We start from the raw sequence: 20,785 nt of genomic DNA on the forward strand, positions 1-20,785 counted from the left end.
GCTCAGAGGCCCCCTTCTACCGGCAGGAACGTGCCGGACGATCCGTTGTAGGAAGGTGGTGGTGTAGTCCACACAGATGGACTGGCTCAGGACGGTACCCGGCGTTCACGCGTATGTCAGTACCTGGCGGACTGTGAACTTCGCGGAAATTTTCGAACGGGGCAGAGCAACTCCCTTTTGACCTTGCCTAGAGGCTTCCTGCTTCAACATCCACTGCCAGCCACACACAGCCACGGTGAGCTGCGTCCGACCGGTCTTACACGGACTCCACAGGCATTCCGGCCGACGGCCCGTCGGTCCGTACTTCACCAGCTGCGCCCTACGCAGCCAGCAAACGCAAACCCTCGTCCCTCAGGTTCACGGCGGCATTCACGTCACGGTCGTGCAGAGCCCCACACTGGGCACACGTCCACTGCCGAACCGAGACGTCCAGCCTTGGCCCCATGACATGACAGCCGGAGCAACGCCGTGTCGAGGGAAAGAAACGATCCACGACCACCAGCGTCCGGCCGTACCACTCGCACTTGTAGCGCAGCTGCCTAAGCAATTCACCCCACGAGGCGTCGACGATCGCCTGATTCAGCTTCGCCTTGCGCCCACGCCCCTTGCCGCGCGCCGCACGCATCAAGGTCCCGACCGACAGATCCTCCACCACGAGCACTTGGTTCTCGCGCACGAGGCGGGTGGTGAGCCGGTTCAACATGTCCCTGCGTACGTCACTGATCAGGGCATAGAGCCGCGCGATCTTCTCCCGCACCTTCTGCCGATTCCTCGACCCCCGCACCTTCCGGTGCAGCTCCCGCTGCAACCGCGCCAACTTCTCGGCATACCGCTTCAACAGCCGCGGATGATCGAACTTCGTCCCGTCATCGAGGATCACCAGCGACGCCAGCCCGACATCCACCCCCACCGCCTTCGGCTCCCGCGTCCCCGGCACGAACACGGCGGGCAGCGGCGCTATGCACTCCTCCACCAACACCGACACGAAGTACCGGCCCGCCCGATCCCGCGTCACCGACAACCGCACCGGAACCTCCCCGGCGGGCAGCGATCGAGACCAACGGATGTCCAACGGCACCGACTGCTTCGCCAACGTGATCAGTCCGGTCCTCGGCCGCCGGGGATCCTCCACCCACCTGAACCCCGTACGCACATACGTCGCCGTATCCCGCGACCGCCCCTTCTTCTTCCGCCTCGGATACCTGGCCTCGCCCTTGAAGAAACGGCCGTACCCCTGATCCAGATGACGCAGAGACTGCTGAAGCACCGTCGACGACACGTCCCTCAACCACGCCGTCTCCTCCTTCCGCTTCCAGCCCGTCAACGCCCGGCACGTCTCCGCGAACCCCACATTCACCCGATGCCGCTCCCAGGCCTCCGAACGCAGCGCCAGCCCCTCGTTGTAGACCCACCGACAGGCGCCGAACGTCCGCTCCAGTTGCCGAGCCTGCTCCTCGGTCGGATAGAAGCGGAACCGGTACAGCCGGTGGTGCGTGTCGGGCGCCTTGGCGTGGGACTTCAGCGGAGTCGCCTTGCGTGTGTGGTGCTTTTTGCGGTCGCCGATGCCGAGAATCTCGCGCTTGATGTGCGCGGTCTCCGTCTCCCCCATGACCCCTCCCTGACGATCCGATCTTCGGAACAGCACGTCAGCTCGATCAACGAACGGGTGCGCGGATGGTTACGCGCGGTTTTGGGAGCGTGTGGAGTGCGGAACTGCGTGGCTTGGGGAATCGGGGTCTGTGTACAGTGGTCCAGCCTTCCCGCACGCCGGTGCGGTGCGCGATGCCTCCTTAGCTCAGATGGCCAGAGCAGATCACTTGTAATGATCAGGTCGTCGGTTCGAATCCGACAGGGGGCTCCGTCAAAGCCCAGGTCAGATCACATCTGACCTGGGCTTTCGCTGTGCGTGGGCGGATCCGTCGCCGGTAGTTCCACGCTGACGCGCAGGCCGCCCCCGGGGCGTGGGGTGAGGGTCAGGGTGCCGTCGTGGGCGTGGGTGATGGTCTTGACGATGGCCAGGCCGAGGCCGACTCCCGCGTGGTCGGTGTGGATGCGTTCGGTGCCGCGCTGGAAGGGCTCGGTGAGGGTGGGGACCAGTTCCGGGGCGAGTTGCTCGCCGGTGTTCTCGACGGTGAGGACCGCTGTTCCGGGGCGGATGCCGGTGGTGACCCACACGGTGCCCTGGTCGGGCAGGTTGTGGATGATCGCGTTGTGCACGAGGTTGGTGGTGAGCTGGAGCAGGAGGGCCTGGGAGCCGGTCGTCGGGGTGATGTCGCCGTGGGTCTCGAGGGTGACGCCGTGCTTCTCGGCGAGGGGGAGGAGGGTTTCGGTGGCTTCTTCCGCCATGAGGGACAGGTCGACGTGCTCTCGGGTGAAGGAGCGCCGTTCGGCCCGGCTGACCAGGAGCAGCGCCTCGGTGAGGTCGATCGCGCGGGTGTTGACGGCGTGGAGGCGGTTGATGAGTTCGCCGGTGTCGCGGTGGGGGTCGGCGCGGGCCACGTCGAGGAGCGACTTGGAGACCGCCAGCGGGGTGCGCAGCTCGTGGGAGGCGTTGGCGGCGAATCTGCGCTGTTCGGCGACGTGTGCCTCGAGTCGGGCGAGCATCGTGTCGAAGGTGTCGGCGAGTTCGCGGAATTCGTCCTTGCGGCCCGGTAGCCGGATGCGGTGGGAGAGGGAGCCGGTGGTGGCCATGCGGGTGGCGTCGGTGATGCGGTTCAGGGGGGCGAGCATGCGGCCGGCGAGGATCCACCCGCCGAGGAGGCCGAACACCAGCAGGAAGGTCATTGCCGCGGCTGCGGTCGGGGCGAAGGCCTTCAGGAACATGGTGCCCGGGGTCGCCTGTACGGCCCCGGCTTCGTTGTATGCCAGCTCTCCTTTTCGCAGCAGGTAGAGCCACACGGTGGCGATCAGCAGGACACCGGCGAGCATGAGGAACCCGGCGTAGCTGAGGGTGAGTTTGAGGCGAAGGCTGAGACCGGGCGCTCTATCCACGGTCGTCTCCCTCGGGTCCGGTCCCGGGCTGTGTGTCGATGCGGTAGCCGACGCCCGGGACCGTGGCGATGATCCAGGGTTCGCCCAGGCGCTTGCGCAGGGCCGAGACGGTGATGCGTACGGCGTTGGTGAAGGGGTCGGCGTTTTCGTCCCACGCGCGTTCCAGGAGGGCTTCGGCGCTGACGACACCGCCTTCGGCGCCGACGAGGACTTCGAGTACGGCGAACTGTTTCCGGGTGAGGGCGATGTAGCGGTCGTCCCGGTAGACCTCTCGGCGGAAGGGGTCCAGGCGCAGGCCGGCGATCTCCCGCACGGGAGGGCGGTGGTGGGCGCGGCGGCGGTCGAGTGCGCGGAGCCGGAGCGCGAGTTCCTGGAGTTCGAAGGGTTTGGTGAGGTAGTCGTCGGCGCCGAGTTCGAAGCCGGAGGCCTTGTCGTCGAGGCGGTCGGCCGCGGTGAGCATGAGGATCGGCATGCCGCTGCCGGAGTCGATGATGCGTTTGGCGATCTCGTCGCCGGAGGGTCCGGGGATGTCCCGGTCGAGGACGGCGATGTCGTAGGTGTTGATGCTCAGCAGTTCCAGTGCGGTGTCGCCGTCGCCTGCGATGTCGGCCGCGATCGCTTCCAGGCGGAGACCATCGCGGATGGCTTCTGCCATGTAGAGCTCGTCCTCGACGATCAAGACACGCATGTCTTCGATGCTACGAGGGGGTGCATATCGTCGGCGTATTGAAATCGGCACGTGGGCCGGCGACGTCTCTCTACGGGTGCCCCTTGTGCTCCGGTTCCGTGTCCGGAGGTCTTCGCCATGATCAAGCCCTGCGGTTGTCAACAACGCTCGTGATCAATACACCTAGCCGGTTGTGGATGCCGGCGGCCGTTTCGTAGGCGGTGGTGAGGTGGCGCTCGCGTTCGTGCCAGTCGGTGGCCGTGAGGGCTGCCGTCAGGACCGGGTGAGGCGGGTGCCTGCCGTTGTGCGGGTGAAGGCGCTGCCGAGCCATTTGCCGTACGGGGGGTAGCGGCGGTCCATGAGGAGGCACAGGCGCATCAGGTGGCGGGTCAGGCGGGCGGCGACGACGGCCGAGCCGAGTTCGTCGCCGACTTCTCCGCAGCGGCCGGCGAAGGCCTCCTCGTGGGCGATGCGCTGCCACTGGGAGGCCAGGACGTAGTGCCACAGGTCGTGCGGGTACCAGCGCAGGGCGGCGCGGGCGGGGGTGAGGGTGTGCAGGCCGTCGTGGAAGACGGCGCCGGCGGTGACCTCGGCGAGGCGTTGGGTGGGGGTGCCTATCCAGTCGGCGGGGGTGATGGTGAGGGTCGGGTCGTAGCCGAGCGGGTCGGTCAACCAGGAGGAGAGGTCGGTGATCTCGACGCGGTGGTGGACCGGGCCGTCGGTGGCGTGCATGACGCGGATGTCGCGGGCCTCGCCGGTGGGCGCGGTGGGGGTCCCCCCGGTCGAGCGAAGCCGAGAGTGGGGGAGGGTGGGGTAGCCGTGGAAGGTCTTCGGGAGGCGCTCGGCGAGGACGTGTCCGATGTGGTCCGCGTGGCGGGAGGCGTCCTGGGGGCGTGGATCGCGGGGAGGTCGGTGGGGGTGGCGGGGCGGATCACGGCTGTCGGCTCCGGTGGGTGCGCTGACGGTGGGTGCGCAGTCGGTGGGCGATGTGGAGTTGGCGGGGTTCTACGGGGCGGCCGTCCTTGATGTCCCAGAGGGCGTTCTGGAGGAGGCGTCCCATGGTCCAGGCACGCGCGCGTGCGCGGTCCAGGCCGAGGACGTCGGTCATGGCGTCGAAGCGCCAGGTGATCTCGTCGGCGTCGAAGCGGTTGTCCAGGGCGGGCCAGAGTTCGAACCCGGGGTCGCCGGCGAGGGGTTTGGGGTCGATGGCGAGCCAGGGCGCGCGGTCGCAGGCGAGGACGTTCTCGTCGTGCAGGTCCCAGTGCAGGAGGCGGTCGCCGGGTTCGTCGACGACCTCGCGTACGGCGGCCGCGCAGTCGGCGACGGTACGGCGGACAGCCGTGTCGGGGATGCGTTTCAGGGCCTCGGGGGTCTCGTCGAGCATGGCGTGCGCGATGTCGCCGAGCCGGCGCATCCCGGCGGGGGCGGGTTCCGCGGTCAGGTGGGCCAGCAGGCCGGCGATGATCAGGACCGCGTCACGGGTGCCGGGCAGGGTGGACAGCATGCGGGTGGGGTCGAGGCGTTCCAGGAGCATGGTGTGGGTGACCGGGTCGTGGTCCAGGAGGTGTACGGCCCCGTCGCCGTTCCACAGGCGCAGGGCGACGGGTTCGCCGGCGCTCTCCTCGTCGAGGAGCTGGAGTTTGAGGACGGCCGGGGTGTCGTCGGCGCGGCGGACGACGGGCAGGACCAGGGCGGTGACGCCGTGCAGGGGGGAGCCGTCCGGTCTCAGGTCCCAGCGCTCCAGGAAGTCCTCGATCAGTGCCGGGAGTCCGGTGATGAACTCCCGTCCCCGGTCGCCGTTGTACAGCTCCTGTGCCGCGGCCAGTTCCTCCGGGATGTCGATCACGTGCCGGACCCTACCGGCGTGCGTGAATCGACTCATGCGAATTAACCGGGGTGTCCACAGGGTGTGGGCGTACGTCCGCAGCGCCCCCGGCACCTATGTGTGGCTGGCGGTCCTCTTCGTGACGACGGTGGCGTTGCACCACATGTCGCCGGAGTTCGAGGTGCAGTTTCTGCGGCAGCGCTCGACCAACATCCATGAGTTGTCGAGCAATCCGCTGCGGGTGCTGGTCTCCAGCGCGATGTGGATTGACAGCGGGCACTGGTTGCCGTACGTCGTCCTGTACTCCCTCTTCCATGCGCCGGCCGAGCGCTGGCTGGGCACGGCGCGCTGGCTGGGGGTGTGCGCGGCGGCGCACGTGCTGGCCACGCTGATCAGCGAGGGGGCGCTGCTGTGGGGCATCCGGCACGGGATGGCGCCCGCGTCGGCGGTCAACACGCTGGACATCGGGGTGAGTTACGCGCTGGCGGGGGTGGTCGCCGTGCTCGTGTACCGGATTCCGGCGCCCTGGCGGTACGTCTACGGGTTCGTGGTCCTCGTCGTGTACACGGTGCCCCTGGTGACCGGGCGGACCTTCACGGATCTCGGTCACTTCACGTCGGCGCTGATCGGGTTCGGGTGCTACCCGCTGGTCAGGGGGCGGGAAAGAGTACGGATTCCGAAGGAGACAGCGGGTGCGTCGGCGGGTTAACGTCCCTGGCCATGAGCAGCAGGGTCGTGAACGGCGGCATCTCCTTCTGGTACGCGGACGACGGCTATCCCGAGGCGCGGGAGCCGCTCGGCGGTGACGCGTCGGCGGATGTCGTGATCGTCGGCGGCGGGTACACCGGACTGTGGACGGCGTACTACCTGAAGAAGGCCGTGCCCTTCCTGCGGATCACCGTCCTGGAGCAGAAGTTCTGCGGCTACGGCGCCTCCGGGCGCAACGGCGGCTGGCTCTACAACGGCATCGCGGGCCGTGACCGGTACGCGCGGCTGCACGGCCACGAGGCCGCCGTACGCCTCCAGAAGGCCATGAACGACACCGTCGACGAGGTCGTCCGGGTGGTCGGGGAAGAGGGCTTCGACGCCGGGCTGCACAAGGGTGGCGTCCTCGAAGTCGCGCGTACGCCCGCGCAGTTGGCGCGGCTGAGGGCCTTCCACGAGCACGAGCTGGCGTACGGCGAGAAGGACCGTGAGCTGTACGGCGCCCGGGAGACGGCCGAGCGGATCCGGGTCGCGGACGCGGTCGGGTCCTCGTGGACCCCGCACGGGGCGCGGGTGCATCCGGTGAAGCTGGTGAAGGGGCTCGCGGCGGCCGTCGAGGCGCTGGGTGTCACGATCCACGAGCAGACGCCGGTGACGGAGATCCGGCCCAAGCACGCGGTGACGCCGTACGGCACGGTCCGCGCGCCCTATGTGCTGCGCTGCACCGAGGGCTTCACCGCCGCGCTGAAGGGCCAGAAGCGGACCTGGCTGCCCATGAACTCCTCGATGATCGCCACCGAGCCGCTGACCGACGAGCAGTGGGCGGCGATCGGCTGGGAGGGGCGCCAGACGCTGGGGGACATGGCGCACACGTACATGTACGCGCAGCGCACCGCCGACGGGCGGGTCGCGCTCGGCGGGCGCGGGGTGCCGTACCGCTTCGGCTCGCGCACCGACAACGACGGGCGGACGCAGGCGGCGACGGTCGAGGCGCTGCGGGAGATCCTCGTGGGGTTCTTCCCGATGCTGGCCGGGACGCGGATCGCGCACGCCTGGTCGGGGGTGCTCGGGGTGCCGCGCGACTGGTGCGCGACGGTGACCCTGGACCGTTCGACGGGCATCGGCTGGGCGGGCGGTTATGTCGGCTCGGGCGTCGCCACCGCCAACCTGGCAGCCCGCACCCTGCGGGACCTGGTCCAGCAGGACTCCGGCCAGGGCGGCCGGACCGAGCTCACCGAACTGCCCTGGGTCGGGCACAAGGTGCGCAGGTGGGAGCCGGAGCCGCTGCGCTGGCTCGGCGTGCAGGGCATGTACGCCACTTACCGCACGGCGGACCGGCGGGAGCTCACCAGTCACAGCGCGGAGTCGTCCCGGCTGGCGCGGTGGGCCGATCGGATCGCCGGGCGGCACTGACCTTCTCGGGCGGGTCAGGGCTCCAGGACCACTTTCCCGGTCGTGCCGCGCGTCTCCAGCGCCCGGTGCGCGGTGGCCGCCTCGGCGAGCGGGAAGCGCTGTACGGCGGGGGTGAGGCGGCCCGCGGCGGCTTCGGTGAGGGCGCGGAGTTCGAGGGTGCGGAGGGGGTTCGGGCCGCCCGCCCGCTGGGCCATCACGGGCCCGAGGACCTGCTCGGAGACGCCCTCAACGAGGTAGGGCCGGCCGTCGCGTATCCCCTCGCCGGACCAGCCGAAGACGATGTGTCGGCCTCGGTCACCGAGCAGGGCCACGGATGCGCGCGCGATGTCTCCGCCGACCCCGTCGAAGACGACGGTGGCGGGCCGGCCGCCGAGGAAGGCGCGGACCTTCCCGGGCCACGCGGAGTCCTTGTAGTCGACGGCGAGGTCGGCGCCGTTCGCCTGCACCCGCGCCGTCTTCGAGGGGCCGCCCGCGAGGCCGACGACGGTCGCGCCGGCGTTCTTCGCGTACTGCACGAGCAGCGTGCCGATGCCTCCGGCCGCCGCCGGGATCACGGCCACGGAGTCCGGGCCGAGCTCGGCGAACTGGACGATCCCCATGGTCGTACGGCCCGTGCCGATCATGGCGACGGCCTGGGCGAAGTCGAGGTTCCCGGGGATCTCGTGGACGCGGTCGACGTCGGTGACGGCGAGTTCGGCGTAGCCTCCGGGCGCGAAGCCGAGGTGGGCGACCACGTGCTTGCCGAGCCACAGGCCGGCGACGCCCTCGCCGAGGGACTCGACCGTGCCGGCGACCTCACGGCCGGGGATGGTGGGAAGCGCGGTCGGCCGGGGCGCGGGCCCCTGATGCCCCTCGCGCAGGGCGGTGTCCAGGAGGTGGACCCCGGCCGCCTGTACGGCGATACGGACCTGGCCGGGGCCTGGTATCGGATCCTCCGTCTGCTCGTAGGTGAGGTTCTCGGCGGGGCCGAAGGTGTGCAGGCGGATGGCGTGCATGGGCGGAAGCCTCCTCGGTAGGTGTGCACCCGGTGTGGACCCGGGTGTGCAGCCACCCTCCGACCTCAAGCATGCTTGAGGTCAAGGGCGTTCCGGCCCAGTGCCAGCGACACGGCGGTGAGCGCGCTGTTGAAGGAGACCTCCGAGAGCACCCCGGGCGCCGCGACCTGGTCGCCCGCGAGATAGACGCCGTCGCCACGGTCGATGCCGGGCCGGTCGCGCCAGCTGGTGCCGGGCAGGTCGACGGCTCCCGTACGGCCGTTCGCGACGGACTCGCGCCGCCAGGTGACGCGCTCGCGCCAGCCGTCGAACGCGAGGTCGAGGAGCTGTTCCGCGCGCGCGACCACGTCGGCCCTGGCCTCGTGCGGGGCGATCGGGATCTGCCCCTGGAGGAGCTGCTCGCCCGCGGGGGCCAGGGTGCGGTCCTGGGCGGTGAACCGTTCGATCCAGCCGGGGGAGTCGAGGTCGGAGACGGCGAAGGCGTCGCCGCGCCGGGTGCGCAGGGCGAGGTCGATCAGTGTCGTACGGCCGCTCGGCCAGGTCAGCGAGTCGTCGTGGAGGAGCCGGCGGGCCGCGTGGAGGGAGGTGGCGACGACGACGGGGGTGTCGGTGGGCAGGGCGTCGACGCGGGACAGGGTCTCCATCCGGACGCCCAGGTTCCAGGCGCGGGCGGCCATCCGGTCGACGACGCCGGCCCAGCCGCCGCGCGGGTAGTGCGCCTCGGGCGGCAGCTTGGTGGCACGCCGGAGCCGTTCCTGCACGAACGCGGCGGACAGCGCGCCCGGGTCGTGGTGGAAGAGGGCGACGGCCGAGTAGTGGGCGGCGGCGCGGGCGCCCTCCTCGCCGGCCTGCCCGGTGGCCCAGGACATGAAGTCGACGTCGACGGGGGCCTGTTGGGCGCTGTGGCGCAGCAGCTTGAGCATCGCGAAGGGCGGGGTGCGGCGCAGTGCGCCCTTGTGCCGCAGCCGCAGCCGGGCCGCCTCCAGGGGCGGGAGCGGGGCGAGCGGTCCGATGAGGTCGCGCTGCTGGAGCCAGGACCAGTGCGGGCCGCCGTTGTAGAGGGCGTGCGGGCCGTCGTTCGTGCGGTACGGCCCCTCGGTGGTCCTGGCCCGGCCGCCGAGCGTGTGATGGGCCTCGTACACGGTGACCTTGGCGCCCGCCTCGGCGGCGGTGATCGCCGCGGTCAGCCCGGCGAGGCCGCCGCCGATGACGGTGATGCGGTGCATGGCTGGGGATCTCCCTCTGCTCGGGGTCGTGTCTTCGTCGGTATGACTGGTCGGGGGCACCGGAATGTGACATGGGGGCTGTTTGTGCAGGTCAGGGGGATTGTCAGCGGTGGGGTGCAGGATGGGGGCATGGTGAGGCGAGCGACGGGTGCGAGCGGTGCGGGCAGGGTGAAGGGGGCGCGGCGGCCCGAGGTGCGGCTGCCGCCGCTGGAGCCGCATGGGGGAGGGGAACTGGAGCCGGACGGGGACTATGACGGGCTGGAGTTCCTGGAGGCGGACTTCGTGGGGCAGGACGGGGCGGGGGCCCGCTTCATGGACTGCGCGCTGAGAAGCTGTGCGCTGGACGAGACCCGGCTCCACCACGCCCGTTTCCTCGACTCGGTCCTCACCGGCATACGGGGCGTGGGCACCGACCTCGCGGAGTCGGCCCTGCGGGACGTCGAGCTGATCGACGCCCGCCTAGGTGGAGTGCAGTTGCACGGGGCGGCGCTGGAGCGGGTCGTGATCCGGGGCGGCAAGATCGACTACCTGAACCTGCGCACGGCCGTCCTGAAGGACGTCGTCTTCGAGAGCTGCGTCCTGGTGGAACCGGACTTCGGCGGCGCCCGCCTGGAGCGCGTGGAGTTCGTGGACTGCGCCCTGAAGGGCGTGGACCTCACGGCGGCCACCCTCAAGGACGTCGATCTGCGCGGCGCCGCGTCACTGGAGATCGCCCGGGGCGTCGACCGCCTCGCCGGGGCGGTGATCAGCCCGTCCCAGCTGCTGGATCTGGCACCGGTGCTGGCGGCGGAGGTGGGGATTCGGGTGGAGGGCTGACAGGGGCCGGCCCTCCGTGATCACTTCACTCTGGGGAAGCGTGCCTGGAGCGTCCAGATCGCCGGGTTCTCGCCCAGGTCCTCGTGCAGGTCGACCAGATCGGCGATCAGGTCGTGCAGGAAGTCGCGGGCCTCGCGGCGCAGGTCCGCGTGGGAGAAGGTGAGAGGGGGTTCCTCCACCCGCATCCAGTCGGCCTCGATGTCCACCCAGCCGAAGCGGCGCTCGAAGAGCATGCGGTCGGTGGACTCGGTGAAGTCGAGTTCGGCGTACTGGGGGCGGGAGGCGCGGGAGCCGGCCGGGTCGCGGTCCAGGAGTTCCACGATGTCGCACAGCGCCCACGCGAAGTCGAGCACCGGCACCCATCCCCAGGCTGTGGACAGTTCCCGGTCCTCTTTGGTGTCCGCGAGATACACGTCTCCGCAGAACAGGTCGTGCCGCAGCGCGTGGACGTCCGCGCGGCGGTAGTCGGTCTGCGGGGGGTCCGGGAAACGGTTGGAGAGGGCGTAGCCGATGTCGAGCACGTAGGCGATGGTGTCACGCGGCCCTCATAGGATCACTGGCGTGTCCCGATCCGCTCCGCTCGTCCCCGTCGCCCTGCGCGTCCCCGCCGCCCTGCTCCTCGCGGGAACCCTCGCCCTCACCGCGTGCGACGGCGGAGTGCACGGCACCCCCGGCGGCTCCGGCCTGCGCGACCCGTACTTCCCGAAGTCCGGCAACGGCGGCTACGACGTCACCCACTACGCCCTCGACCTCGCCTACGACCCGGACACCTCGCGGCTCTCCGGCAGGGCGACCCTCACCGCCCGCGCCACCCAGGACCTGACCGCCTTCGACCTGGACCTCGACGGCCTGGACGTCGAGAAGGTCACCGTCGGCGGCGACCCGGCCCGCTGGAACCGCACCGGCCAGGAGCTGACCGTACGCCCGCACGACGACCTCGACGAGGGCCGCGCCTTCCGTGTGACCGTCGCCTACTCCGGCACCCCGAAGACGATCACCGACCCGGACGGCTCCAAGGAGGGCTGGCTGCCCACCGAGGACGGCGCGGTCGCCCTCGGTGAACCGACCGGCTCGATGGCCTGGTTCCCCGGCAACCACCACCCCTCCGACAAGGCGTCCTACGACCTCACGATCACCGTGCCCGAGGGCCTCCAGGCCGTCTCCAACGGCGAGTTGACGGCGAGCAGGACCGCCGGCGGCCGTACGACGTCCCACTGGCACACCGCCGAACCGATGGCGAGCTACCTCGCCACCCTCGCGATCGGCGACTATGACATCCACACCTCCACCCTCCCCGGCGGCCTGCCCGTGTACGTCGCGGTCGACCCGAGGGAGGCGGCCGCGAGCCGGAAGGTCCTGGCGCAGCTCCCCTCCGTGATGACGTGGGAGCAGGACACCCTCGGCCCGTACCCCTTCTCCTCCACCGGCGCGATCGTCGACCGCGAGGGGGACGCCGAGTACGCCCTGGAGACGCAGAACCGCCCCTTCTTCCCCGGCGCCCCCGACACCGAGACCCTCGTCCACGAGCTCGCCCACCAGTGGTACGGCGACTCGGTCACGCCGAGGACCTGGCAGGACATGTGGCTCAACGAGGGCTTCGCGACCTACGCCGAGTGGCTGTGGGCGGAGGACCACGGCGGCGACAGCGCCCAGAAGACCTTCGACGAGCTGTACGCGCACGGCGAGGACGACTACGACGACCTCTGGTCCTTCCCGCCCGGAAAGCCGTCCACCGCCGCGCACCTCTCCGACACCCCCGTCTACCAGCGCGGCGCGATGGTCCTCCACAAGATCCGCCGGCGGCTCGGCGACACCGCCTTCAGGGCCCTCCTCCGCGACTGGCCCACCACCCACCGCCACGGCACCGTGGACACCGAGGACTTCACGACGTACGTCGAAGACCTCGCCCCCGACGAGGACTTCGGCCCGGTCTGGGAGGAGTGGCTGTACGGGGAGGGGAAGCCGGACCGGGCCTGAGGGGGGCGGTCAGGACCGCCCCCGCTCGTCCAGCGGCTTGCGCAACACCGCGCAGGGGCGGGCGTGTTCGCGGTCCGGGCGGTGGTCGATGACCTCGTAGCCGAGGGCGGTCCAGAAGGCGAGGGCGCGGTCGTTGCCGTCGAGGACGGCGAGGCGTACGGCGGCGCGGCCCTCGGTGCGGAAGCGGTCCTCGACGAGCCGCGCGAGGCGCTGCCCCAGGCCCTGCCGGTGCACGCCCGCGTCGATCATCAGCAGCCCGATCCACGGGTCCGGGTCGGCCGGGTCGGGGTGGTGCGCGAGGGTGATCACGATGCCGACCAACCGGCCCTCGCTGCGCGCCAGCAGCACCTCCGCGTCCGGATGCGCGAGCTCCTCGGCCAGCGCGGCCGCCACCTGCTGCGGCCGGATGTCGTCCGGGTCCGGGAAGTCGCCGCTGAGTGAGAAGAACTCGTGGTTGGCGGCGTAGAGGGCGGTGAGTTCGGTGAGGAGGGGGGCGGGGATGTCGTGGTCGGGGGTGAGGTCGAGGGGGGTGAGGAGCATGGCGGGCAGAGTAGTTGCTGTCTGCCCGCCCACGGGGTCGCCGCTAGTCCTTGTACCTCGGCAGGTCGTCCGTGGAGATGGTCCAGTCGCCGATGGTGACGTCCTCCAGGTCCCGCAGGGCGGCGGCGATACGGTCCCTGCCCTCGGGGAAGCGGGCCGCGAGCGTCTTGATGTCCACGGGGGCGCCGGCGGGGAGGGACTGGATGTACAGGGCCAGCCCTCTCGCGACGAGCGAGAGCTCCGGGTGCTGGGCGAGGTGGTTGCCGATCACCGTGAAGCGTTCGGTGTGACGGGCGTTCTCGTGAACGACGCCACCCGCGTGGGGGTGGTTTTTGCCCGCGGTACGGGACTGGGCGCGCGTCGGCGCGCTAGGGTTTTGGGTGTCCATCGGGAAGCTTCTTTCTTCCTTGGTGGGCGCCACCGGGAAGGTGTCTCTTCCTTGGTGGTCAGGCCCTCGCATCGGGATGCCAGTCCCCGCGAGGGCCGTTGTATGTCCGCAGCAGGTCTGCGGTTGTGTTGCGCTGAGCGTAGAGCAAGCAACCGGGCCGAAATCCAGCTGAGTTGGCGATGTTCACTCGGGCGAGTGAGGCGAGTGAGCTGCGACTTCGCGGCGGGAGGAGGGGTGGGGCTTGGTGGGGGTTCTTTCAGCCCGGAGTTCTTTGGGAAAGGCCGCCTGCGCCCCCGAAGTACGGGTTCTCGGGATGCGGTGAGAGGTCGATTTCCGCCCACACCGTCTTGCGGGGACGGGGTCCCGGCGCGACACCCCAGCGGTCGGCGAACGCGTCCACGAGTGCCAGTCCCCGGCCCGACTCGGCCCCGGGCGCCGGGGGTTGGACACACGGCAGACGGTCACCCCGGGTGTCCGTGACCTCGATGCGCAGGGTGTCCCCGACGACGTACAACGTCACGCGGAAGTCCCGTCCCGGCACCCGTCCGTGCGTGGCCGCGTTCACGGCCAGCTCCGCCACGATGTGCTCCGCCGGGTGCAACGGGAGGCCCCACTCGCGGAGTTGTTCGGTGGCCAGCAGCCGGGCCAGGCGGGCTCCGCGGGGTGTGGGGGAGAGCAGGACGCTGAAGTTCCTGATGACGGCCGTTTCTTGATTCACGTCACTCAGCGTGGTGGTGCTTGCTCACCGTGAACAGTGACGGCGCCGATGCGTACGGTGACTGTCCGGAGCTTGTCCGGCCGTGTCCGGGCTGTCCGGGGCGGTCGCAGGGGTAGGGGCGACGCGGGTACGGGTGTACGGCGGAGGGGTGCGGGATGAGTGTGGACGGCGAGACGGTCGACCCGGACGACGAGTGGGGTGTCGCGGTCATCACGACGGTCGGGCGGCAACTGAAGCTGCGGCGGGAGGCCGTGGGGATGCGGGCCGGGGAGTTCGGGGAGGCGGTCGGGTACGGCGAGGACCTCGTCTACAAGATCGAGGGCGGCAAGCGGATTCCCCGACAGGAGTATCTGGACAGGGCGGACGAGGTGTTGGGGGCGGGTGGGCTCATCGCAGCGGCTTGGGAGGACGTCAAGAAGGTCCGGTATCCCAAGAAGGTGCGGGAGTTGGCCAAGCTGGAGGGGCAGGCGGTGGAGATCGGCGTCTACGAGTGCAACATCGTCGCCGGGTTGTTGCAGACGCCCGAGCACGCACGAGCCGTGATCTCCGCCGCGCAGCCGCCGTATTCGCCGGACGACGTGGAGCGCATGGTGAACGCTCGGCTGGCGCGGCAGTCCGTCTTCGAGCGGGATCCGGCGCCTTCCATCCATTTCGTGCTGGAGGAGGCAGCCCTGCGTCGTCCCATCGGAGGCACAATGGTGTGGCGACGCCAGCTCGAACACCTGCTGCAGGTGGGGCGGCTGCACAACGTCGTGCTTCAGGTGATGCCGATGGACTCCGAGATCCACTCCGGTCTGGACGGGAGGATCGAAGTGCTGAAGTTCCCCGACGGAACGGCGGTTGGGCGTTCCGACGGCCGTCCGACCTCGGATCCGAAACAGCTGCGCATCCTGGAACTGCGGTATGGCACGATCCGCGCGCAGGCTCTCCCACCAGGGGAGTCGCTGGTCCTCATCGAACAACTGCTGGGAGCAACATGATCCGCAAGTCCGCTGCCGGGGACGTCTCCGACCTGGCGTGGTTCAAGAGCAGCTACAGCGGCGGCAACGACGGCAACTCCTGCGTCGAGATCGCGGTAGCGCCCCGCACGATCCACGTCCGTGACTCCAAGAACGACACCAGCGGCCCCCGCCTGGCCTTCACCCCGGCCAGCTGGACCGCGTTCGTGTCACAGAGCTGACGCCGGAGCCCCCGGCCGGTACGACCAGGGGCTCCCGCTCAGCGCAGCGAATCGCGGCGGTACGTCAGACGTTGACGCCGAAGTCCGTGGCGATGCCGACCAGGCCGGACGCGTAGCCCTGGCCGACCGCGCGGAACTTCCACTCCGCGCCGTTGCGGTACAGCTCGCCGAAGACCATCGCCGTCTCCGTGGCCGCGTCCTCGGAGAGGTCGTAGCGGGCGATCTCGGCGCCGCCGGCCTGGTTCACGATGCGGATGTAGGCGTTGCGGACCTGGCCGAAGTTCTGCGAGCGGTTCTCCGCGTCGTAGATCGAGACCGGGAAGACGATCTTGTCGATGTCGGCCGGGAGGCCGGCCAGGTTGACGTTGATCGCCTCGTCGTCGCCCGCGCCCTCGCCGGTGCGGTTGTCACCGGTGTGGACGATGGTCTGGTCCGGGGTCTGCTTGTTGTTGAAGAAGACGAAGTGGGCGTCGGAGTAGACCTTGCCCTGCGTGTTGACCGCGATTGCGGAGGCGTCGAGGTCGAAGTCCGTGCCGGTGGTCGTGCGGACGTCCCAGCCGAGGCCCACGGTGACGGCGGTCAGGCCCGGAGCCTCCTTGGTGAGCGAGACGTTGCCACCCTTGGACAGGCTTACAGCCATTGTTGGGAGTCCCTTCCCTCGTTATGTAACGGGCACGAAGCTACAGCTACCTCTATGAACGCCGCGAGAGGTGTCGAAGGTTCCCCGCTTCTTTGCCTTCTTTACCGAAGCGGGGGCGGGGGACGGCGGGCGATATTGGGGTGACGTGGACCGGTCAGGGGCGGGAACATGGACCCCATGTCCGGTCCCCACGTCATCCGCGGCTCCGTCTCCCTTCCCGAGGCCGAGCTCATGTGGCGTTTCTCGCGCTCCTCAGGCCCCGGCGGCCAGCACGTCAACACCAGTGACTCCCAGGTGGAGCTGCGGTTCGACCTGGCCCGCACCGAGTCCCTGCCCGACGTGTGGAAGCAGCGGGCGCTGGCCAAGCTGGCCGGACGGCTCGTCGACGGGGTCGTCACCGTCCGCTCCTCCGAGCACCGCTCGCAGTGGCGCAACCGGGAGACCGCGGCCGTACGCCTCGCGGCGCTGCTCGCCGAGGCCACCGCGCCGCCGCCGAAGCCGCGGCGGGCGACCCGGATTCCTCGTGGGATCAATGAGCGGCGGCTGCGGGAGAAAAAGCAGCGGTCGGACACGAAGCGGGGGCGGTCGGGGCGGGACTGGGGGTAAGCAGGTCGTTCGGGTGCCGGTCCGTTGTGGCTGGTCGCGCAGTTCCCCGCGCCCCTGAAAACGGCGTGTGTCACATCTCCCCCCGTCTCACCGTCAACTCTCCGACAGGTGACGACGAGAGAGCGGTGACTCCCATGCGCGACGAGGACTTCCTGGCCGAGCGGTTCGAGGCGCACCGGGGGCACCTGCGGGCGGTGGCGCAGCGGATGCTCGGGTCGGTCGCCGAGGCCGAGGACGCCGTGCAGGAGGCCTGGGTGCGGACGAGCCGGTCGGACACCAGCCACGTCGACAACCTCGGGGGCTGGCTGACGACGGTCGTGGGCCGGATCTGCCTCGACATGCTCCGCTCCCGCAGGTCCCGCGCCGAACAGCCCCTGGACCCCGAGGCGCCGGTTCCGGCCACCGTCCCCGGTCCCGAGCAGGACGCCCTCCTCGCCGACTCGGTCGGCGGCGCCCTCCTCGTCGTCCTCGACACCCTCACCCCCGCCGAACGGCTCGCCTTCGTCCTTCACGACCTGTTCGCCGTGCCGTACGAGGAGATCGCCGGCGTCATCGGCAAGTCCCCGGCGGCCACCCGCCAACTCGCCAGCAGGGCGCGGCGCCGGGTGCGGGGCGCGCAGGACGCGGACCCCGATCCCGTCGCCCCCGCCCGCCGGCGCGAACTGGTCGACGCCTTCCTCGCCGCCGCGAGGGAAGGGGACTTCGAGGGGCTGCTGGAGGTCCTCGACCCGGATGTAGTGGTGCGCACGGAGGCCGGGGTGACGACGGGGGCCCTGGCGGTGGCCAAGGGCGCGGCCACCTACTCGCGGCACATGGTCGGTGTCCCCGTGCCCGCTCTCGTCGAGGGGGCGACCGGCATCGCGCTTCTGGCGGACGGCCGGGTGGCGCGGACGCTCGCGTTCACGTTCGTACACGACCGGATCGCCGTGATCGACATCACCACGGACCCGGCGCGGGCGGCGCGGACGGACGTCATCCTCCTCTAGACCCTCCTCCGGAGGAGGTCCAGGACTCCCACCGTCTCGTCCTCGCTCAGCTCTCCGGTGCGTCGGAAGCCGAGCTTCAGGTAGAACTCCGCCGGGCCGTCGGGGCCCTCGTGCCAGGTGACGTACAACTCCTTCGTGCCCCGGCGGCGCAGCTCCGCGGCGACGGACTCGACGGCGAAGCGGCCGTAGCCCCTGCCCTGGGCGTCGGCCGCGATGTTCAGCCGCCACAGGCCGGAGCGTTGCACGGTGCCGCCGTCGGTGCGCCAGTCGATGTCGAGGAAGGCCATCAGGAAGCCGACCGTGCGGTCACCGTCGACGATCAGGCGGGGCCAGGCGACGCCCGCGGGATGGACGTAAGCCTCGGCAAGGGACTGCGTCACGGGGGAGACCGCGAATTCCTGCTCGGGCCGGACGCGTATGCCGGTCGCCGTTTCGAAATTCCCGGGTGTGACCTCTTCGAGGCGTGGTGCGAATGTCATCGGGCGACCTTAGGGCGGGCCGACGGCGCGCCGCCACGGAATTCATCCCAACTGCCGGTACCTGCCGCGGAAATACATGAGCGGGCCGCCGTCCGCGCTCGGCACGTCGGCCGTCAGGACGCGGCCGATCACCAGGGTGTGGTCGCCGGCCTCCACGCGCTGCTCGGTGCGGCACTCCAGGGTGGCGAGGGCGCCGCCCACCAGAACGGCGCCGGTGGCCTTGCCGCGGACGTAGGGGATGTCCTCGAACAGCAGGCGGTCGCTGATGCGGCCCTTCATGGCGAAACGGCCGGCGATGTGGCGCTGGCTCTCGGACAGGACGGACACCGCCCACAGCGGCTGCTCGTCGAGCAGGTCGTCCATCCGGGAGCCCGTACGCAGGCTGACCAGCACCAGAGGCGGGTCCAGGGAGACGGACAGGAACGCCGTCGCCGTCATGCCGACGTCCTCGCCCTTCGGCCCCTCGGCGTCGAGCGGCGGCTCGAACGCGGTCACCAGGACCACGCCCGCGGCCAGCCGGGACATGGCGGCGCGGAACTCGTCGTTGCTCACCCCCACAGCATGCCCGGAAGCGGGCGGAGGGATCATCGGCACGGTGGCGGGGCGAGTGTTCGGCACGCGCGAAACGCTAATGTCCGCTGCGAGGGCTCTGCATCGGGCCTTTGTCCGAGTCCGGACCTAGGTCCACCGGCGGAGATGCGGGCGGCGGCGACAAACAGTCAAAGTTTGTGCTCAGTAAGCACACAGGAAAAACGCAGAAACCCCGCTCAATTGCTCACCTTTCGCTGTGACTTGAGTCACAAGAGATGCCAATTGTTGACCCTGTGTACCGGGCGGGCAGCGCGCTGTGATTCAGTGGCTGGACAGATGACCCTTGATTCGCTGCGAGGTCTCGGGGGGAGGGCGAGCAAATGGAGAGTGAGTCGGAGCCGTACGTCCGTCTTGCGTCCCTGCGACAGCTGCACGAGGTCATGGCCGACATGAACACGGCCCGCAGCCTGGCCGACACACTGCAGACCGTCGCGAACGGCGTGGTCACCGCGCTCGGCTACGAGCTGGCGTGCGTCAATCTCGTGCGCCCCGACGGGGACCTCGTGGTCGCCGCCTTCGCCGGGAACCAGGCCGCCGAGGCGCTGATCACCGGCCGGGTGGGCTCCCGCGAGTCCTGGGAGCGCCGGCTGAGCATGGGGGAGACCTGGGGCGACCTGGTCTTCATCCCGCACACCGAGGGCTGGATCCTCGACGACGACGACGTCCCGCAGTGGTACACCGACGGCCCCGCACCCCGCTTCGAGGATGAGTGGCACCCCTCCGACCGGCTGTTCGCGCCGATGTACACGCCGGGCGTGCAGGGCGGCCAGTGCGGAGAGCTGATCGGTGTGCTCTCCGTGGACCGGCCGCGCAACGGCCGCAGGCCGGGCGCGTGGGGCCGCGAAGCGCTCCAGATGTACACGTTCCAGGCCGCCATCGCGATCAGCAACGCGCGTCTGCGCGCGAACATGCAGCGCGCGCTGGTCAGGCTCGAAAGGGAACAGCAGGCCCTGCGGGCCAGTGAAGAGAGCTTTCGGCAGGCCTTCGAGTACGCCCCCTCCGGCATGGCCATCGCCGAGATGGGCGGCGACCAGCACGGCCGCATCCTGCGCACCAACGACGCCCTGTGCCGCCTCCTCGGCCGCCCCGCGTCCGCGATGCGCCGCTACGCCTTCTCCGACCTGGTCCACCCCGAGGACATAGGCACCCTGCTGCGCACCTCGGCGGAGGGCGGCCGGGCCGAGCTCCGCCTCGGGCGCCGGGACGGCACCTACGTCTGGGTGTCGCTGCGCAACTCGGTGGTCGCCGACGCCGCCGACGGCCCGCGCTTCCTGCTCACCCACGTCGAGGACATCGAGGAGCGCAAGCGCCGCGAGCTCCAGCTCGCCCACCGGGCCTCCCACGACTCCCTGACCGGCCTGCCGAACTCCGCCGAGCTGCGCTCGCGGCTGTCCTCCCGGCTGTGTCAGCGCCCCACCCACACCGGCGCCCTGGAGCCGGTCGACGCGGCGTTCGGCCACCCGGCCTTCGACGCCAACGGCCACGGTTTCGACTTCCGGCAGGGCGGCACCGAGGCGTTCGCCGCCTTCGACCACCATGTGCACACCGTCGCCCCGGAGGGGGAGCGCGACGACGGCACCAAGGGGCTCGCGGTGCTCTTCTGCGACCTCGACGGCTTCAAGTCCATCAACGACCGGTTCGGGCACAACGCGGGCGACGCGGTGCTCATCGAGGTCGCCCGGCGGCTGTCCCAGTGCGTCCGCGACGGCGACACCGTGGCCCGGCTCGGCGGCGACGAGTTCGTGATCCTCGCCGACGGGCTCGGCAAGGCCGACGCGGCGGACCTCGCGGTACGCCTGCGCAACGAGATCATCCAGCCCATCCGGGCCGAGGGCCGGGCCGTCCGGGTCGGTGCCAGCTTCGGCATCGGCTGGGCGCACTGCGGCATGACCGCGGACGAAGTGTTGAAGTCCGCCGACGAGCGGATGTACGTCGAGAAACGATCTCGTCCCAAACAACACAGACGCGCCGGCTGAGTCCCAGGTCAGCGAGCTGATGCGATCCGAGTCACCCGTTTGGGCCATCAGGAGCGGGTAGGCTCG

At 70.3% G+C, this 20,785-nt stretch carries 22 protein-coding genes, 1 tRNA gene and 1 pseudogene; 10 read left to right on the top strand and 14 right to left on the bottom strand.

Annotated elements, in window-relative coordinates; translation table 11 throughout:
• Positions 1-319: 319 nt before the first annotated feature.
• Complete coding sequence (locus tag RKD20_RS24170) at positions 320-1,609, bottom strand: RNA-guided endonuclease InsQ/TnpB family protein (protein ID WP_424879532.1); 1,290 nt, start codon at positions 1,607-1,609, stop codon at positions 320-322.
• A 175-nt stretch (positions 1,610-1,784) separates the two neighbouring features.
• Between RKD20_RS24170 and RKD20_RS24175 the strand changes: the two genes are divergently transcribed.
• Positions 1,785-1,858 (top strand) — tRNA-Thr (locus tag RKD20_RS24175).
• Positions 1,859-1,878: 20 nt separating this feature from the next.
• Here the strand turns inward: RKD20_RS24175 and RKD20_RS24180 are convergent.
• From RKD20_RS24180 to RKD20_RS24195, 4 genes are all read right to left on the bottom strand, one after another.
• Positions 1,879-2,991: a sensor histidine kinase gene (locus RKD20_RS24180; RefSeq protein ID WP_424879533.1), complete on the bottom strand. Its 1,113-nt coding sequence runs from the start codon at positions 2,989-2,991 to the stop codon at positions 1,879-1,881.
• Positions 2,984-3,679, bottom strand: a complete 696-nt coding sequence (locus tag RKD20_RS24185; protein WP_424879534.1) for a response regulator transcription factor — start codon at positions 3,677-3,679, stop codon at positions 2,984-2,986. Before RKD20_RS24185 ends, RKD20_RS24180 begins: the two co-directional genes overlap by 8 nt.
• Before the next feature lie 252 nt (positions 3,680-3,931).
• Positions 3,932-4,390: a DUF4037 domain-containing protein gene (locus tag RKD20_RS24190; protein WP_424879535.1), complete on the bottom strand. Its 459-nt coding sequence runs from the start codon at positions 4,388-4,390 to the stop codon at positions 3,932-3,934.
• Between the two features lie 199 nt (positions 4,391-4,589).
• Complete coding sequence (locus RKD20_RS24195) at positions 4,590-5,540, bottom strand: aminoglycoside phosphotransferase family protein (RefSeq protein WP_424879536.1); 951 nt, start codon at positions 5,538-5,540, stop codon at positions 4,590-4,592.
• Here RKD20_RS24195 and RKD20_RS24200 point away from each other — a divergent pair.
• Together RKD20_RS24200 and RKD20_RS24205 are read left to right on the top strand one after the other, a co-directional pair.
• On the top strand, positions 5,539-6,192 hold the full coding sequence (locus RKD20_RS24200) for a rhomboid-like protein (RefSeq protein WP_424879537.1): 654 nt from the start codon (positions 5,539-5,541) through the stop codon (positions 6,190-6,192). The genes RKD20_RS24195 and RKD20_RS24200 overlap by 2 nt on opposite strands.
• Before the next feature lie 11 nt (positions 6,193-6,203).
• The gene (locus tag RKD20_RS24205) at positions 6,204-7,601 is read left to right on the top strand and encodes an NAD(P)/FAD-dependent oxidoreductase (protein WP_424879538.1); all 1,398 of its coding nucleotides are present in this window, start codon (positions 6,204-6,206) and stop codon (positions 7,599-7,601) included.
• Positions 7,602-7,615: 14 nt separating this feature from the next.
• On the opposite strand, the gene RKD20_RS24210 is transcribed toward RKD20_RS24205, so the two are convergent.
• Both RKD20_RS24210 and RKD20_RS24215 read right to left on the bottom strand, forming a co-directional pair.
• The gene (locus tag RKD20_RS24210) at positions 7,616-8,596 is read right to left on the bottom strand and encodes a zinc-binding dehydrogenase (protein ID WP_424879539.1); all 981 of its coding nucleotides are present in this window, start codon (positions 8,594-8,596) and stop codon (positions 7,616-7,618) included.
• 65 nt (positions 8,597-8,661) lie between these two features.
• A complete protein-coding gene (locus RKD20_RS24215; protein ID WP_424879540.1) occupies positions 8,662-9,822 on the bottom strand; it encodes an NAD(P)-binding protein in 1,161 nt (386 codons plus the stop codon).
• Positions 9,823-9,951: 129 nt separating this feature from the next.
• On the opposite strand from RKD20_RS24215, the gene RKD20_RS24220 reads away from it, so the two are divergent.
• On the top strand, positions 9,952-10,638 hold the full coding sequence (locus RKD20_RS24220; protein WP_424879541.1) for a pentapeptide repeat-containing protein: 687 nt from the start codon (positions 9,952-9,954) through the stop codon (positions 10,636-10,638).
• Positions 10,639-10,658: 20 nt separating this feature from the next.
• Here the strand turns inward: RKD20_RS24220 and RKD20_RS24225 are convergent, their stop codons facing one another.
• Positions 10,659-11,159, bottom strand: a complete 501-nt coding sequence (locus tag RKD20_RS24225; RefSeq protein WP_020122878.1) for a hypothetical protein — start codon at positions 11,157-11,159, stop codon at positions 10,659-10,661.
• 40 nt (positions 11,160-11,199) lie between these two features.
• Between RKD20_RS24225 and RKD20_RS24230 the strand changes: the two genes are divergently transcribed.
• A complete protein-coding gene (locus RKD20_RS24230) occupies positions 11,200-12,615 on the top strand; it encodes a M1 family metallopeptidase (RefSeq protein WP_424879542.1) in 1,416 nt (471 codons plus the stop codon).
• Positions 12,616-12,624: 9 nt separating this feature from the next.
• Here the strand turns inward: RKD20_RS24230 and RKD20_RS24235 are convergent, their stop codons facing one another.
• The 3 genes and pseudogenes from RKD20_RS24235 to RKD20_RS24245 form a co-directional block, all read right to left on the bottom strand.
• Positions 12,625-13,155, bottom strand: a complete 531-nt coding sequence (locus RKD20_RS24235; RefSeq protein WP_424879543.1) for a GNAT family N-acetyltransferase — start codon at positions 13,153-13,155, stop codon at positions 12,625-12,627.
• 103 nt (positions 13,156-13,258) lie between these two features.
• A pseudogene (locus RKD20_RS24240) lies at positions 13,259-13,543 on the bottom strand (helix-turn-helix domain-containing protein); the annotation flags it as partial.
• A 256-nt stretch (positions 13,544-13,799) separates the two neighbouring features.
• The gene (locus tag RKD20_RS24245; protein ID WP_424879544.1) at positions 13,800-14,261 is read right to left on the bottom strand and encodes an ATP-binding protein; all 462 of its coding nucleotides are present in this window, start codon (positions 14,259-14,261) and stop codon (positions 13,800-13,802) included.
• Positions 14,262-14,416: 155 nt separating this feature from the next.
• Here RKD20_RS24245 and RKD20_RS24250 point away from each other — a divergent pair, with 155 nt between their 5' ends.
• Together RKD20_RS24250 and RKD20_RS24255 are read left to right on the top strand one after the other, a co-directional pair.
• The gene (locus RKD20_RS24250) at positions 14,417-15,241 is read left to right on the top strand and encodes a helix-turn-helix domain-containing protein (RefSeq protein ID WP_424879545.1); all 825 of its coding nucleotides are present in this window, start codon (positions 14,417-14,419) and stop codon (positions 15,239-15,241) included.
• The gene (locus RKD20_RS24255; RefSeq protein ID WP_424879546.1) at positions 15,238-15,441 is read left to right on the top strand and encodes a DUF397 domain-containing protein; all 204 of its coding nucleotides are present in this window, start codon (positions 15,238-15,240) and stop codon (positions 15,439-15,441) included. Before RKD20_RS24250 ends, RKD20_RS24255 begins: the two co-directional genes overlap by 4 nt.
• 64 nt (positions 15,442-15,505) lie before the next feature.
• On the opposite strand, the gene RKD20_RS24260 is transcribed toward RKD20_RS24255, so the two are convergent.
• Entirely contained in the window at positions 15,506-16,081 is a 576-nt protein-coding gene (locus tag RKD20_RS24260) for a TerD family protein (protein ID WP_007382914.1), read from the bottom strand.
• A 177-nt stretch (positions 16,082-16,258) separates the two neighbouring features.
• On the opposite strand from RKD20_RS24260, the gene arfB reads away from it, so the two are divergent.
• Together arfB and RKD20_RS24270 are read left to right on the top strand one after the other, a co-directional pair.
• Positions 16,259-16,687 carry an alternative ribosome rescue aminoacyl-tRNA hydrolase ArfB gene (arfB, locus tag RKD20_RS24265; protein WP_037903421.1) on the top strand — a complete coding sequence of 143 codons (429 nt, stop codon included), beginning with the start codon at positions 16,259-16,261 and terminating at the stop codon, positions 16,685-16,687.
• A 134-nt stretch (positions 16,688-16,821) separates the two neighbouring features.
• Positions 16,822-17,673, top strand: a complete 852-nt coding sequence (locus tag RKD20_RS24270) for a sigma-70 family RNA polymerase sigma factor (RefSeq protein WP_424879547.1) — start codon at positions 16,822-16,824, stop codon at positions 17,671-17,673.
• Here RKD20_RS24270 and RKD20_RS24275 read toward each other — a convergent pair.
• Together RKD20_RS24275 and RKD20_RS24280 are read right to left on the bottom strand one after the other, a co-directional pair.
• A complete protein-coding gene (locus RKD20_RS24275; RefSeq protein ID WP_424879548.1) occupies positions 17,670-18,152 on the bottom strand; it encodes a GNAT family N-acetyltransferase in 483 nt (160 codons plus the stop codon). The two genes, RKD20_RS24270 and RKD20_RS24275, sit on opposite strands and share 4 nt — an antisense overlap.
• Before the next feature lie 42 nt (positions 18,153-18,194).
• Positions 18,195-18,740: a flavin reductase family protein gene (locus RKD20_RS24280; RefSeq protein ID WP_106968494.1), complete on the bottom strand. Its 546-nt coding sequence runs from the start codon at positions 18,738-18,740 to the stop codon at positions 18,195-18,197.
• Positions 18,741-19,063: 323 nt separating this feature from the next.
• Between RKD20_RS24280 and cdgB the strand changes: the two genes are divergently transcribed.
• A complete protein-coding gene (cdgB, locus tag RKD20_RS24285; RefSeq protein WP_424879549.1) occupies positions 19,064-20,719 on the top strand; it encodes a diguanylate cyclase CdgB in 1,656 nt (551 codons plus the stop codon).
• Positions 20,720-20,785 lie beyond the last annotated feature (66 nt).

The sequence above is a fragment of the Streptomyces sp. SLBN-8D4 genome, from assembly GCF_049739545.1.
Lineage (GTDB): Bacteria > Actinomycetota > Actinomycetes > Streptomycetales > Streptomycetaceae > Streptomyces > Streptomyces canus_C.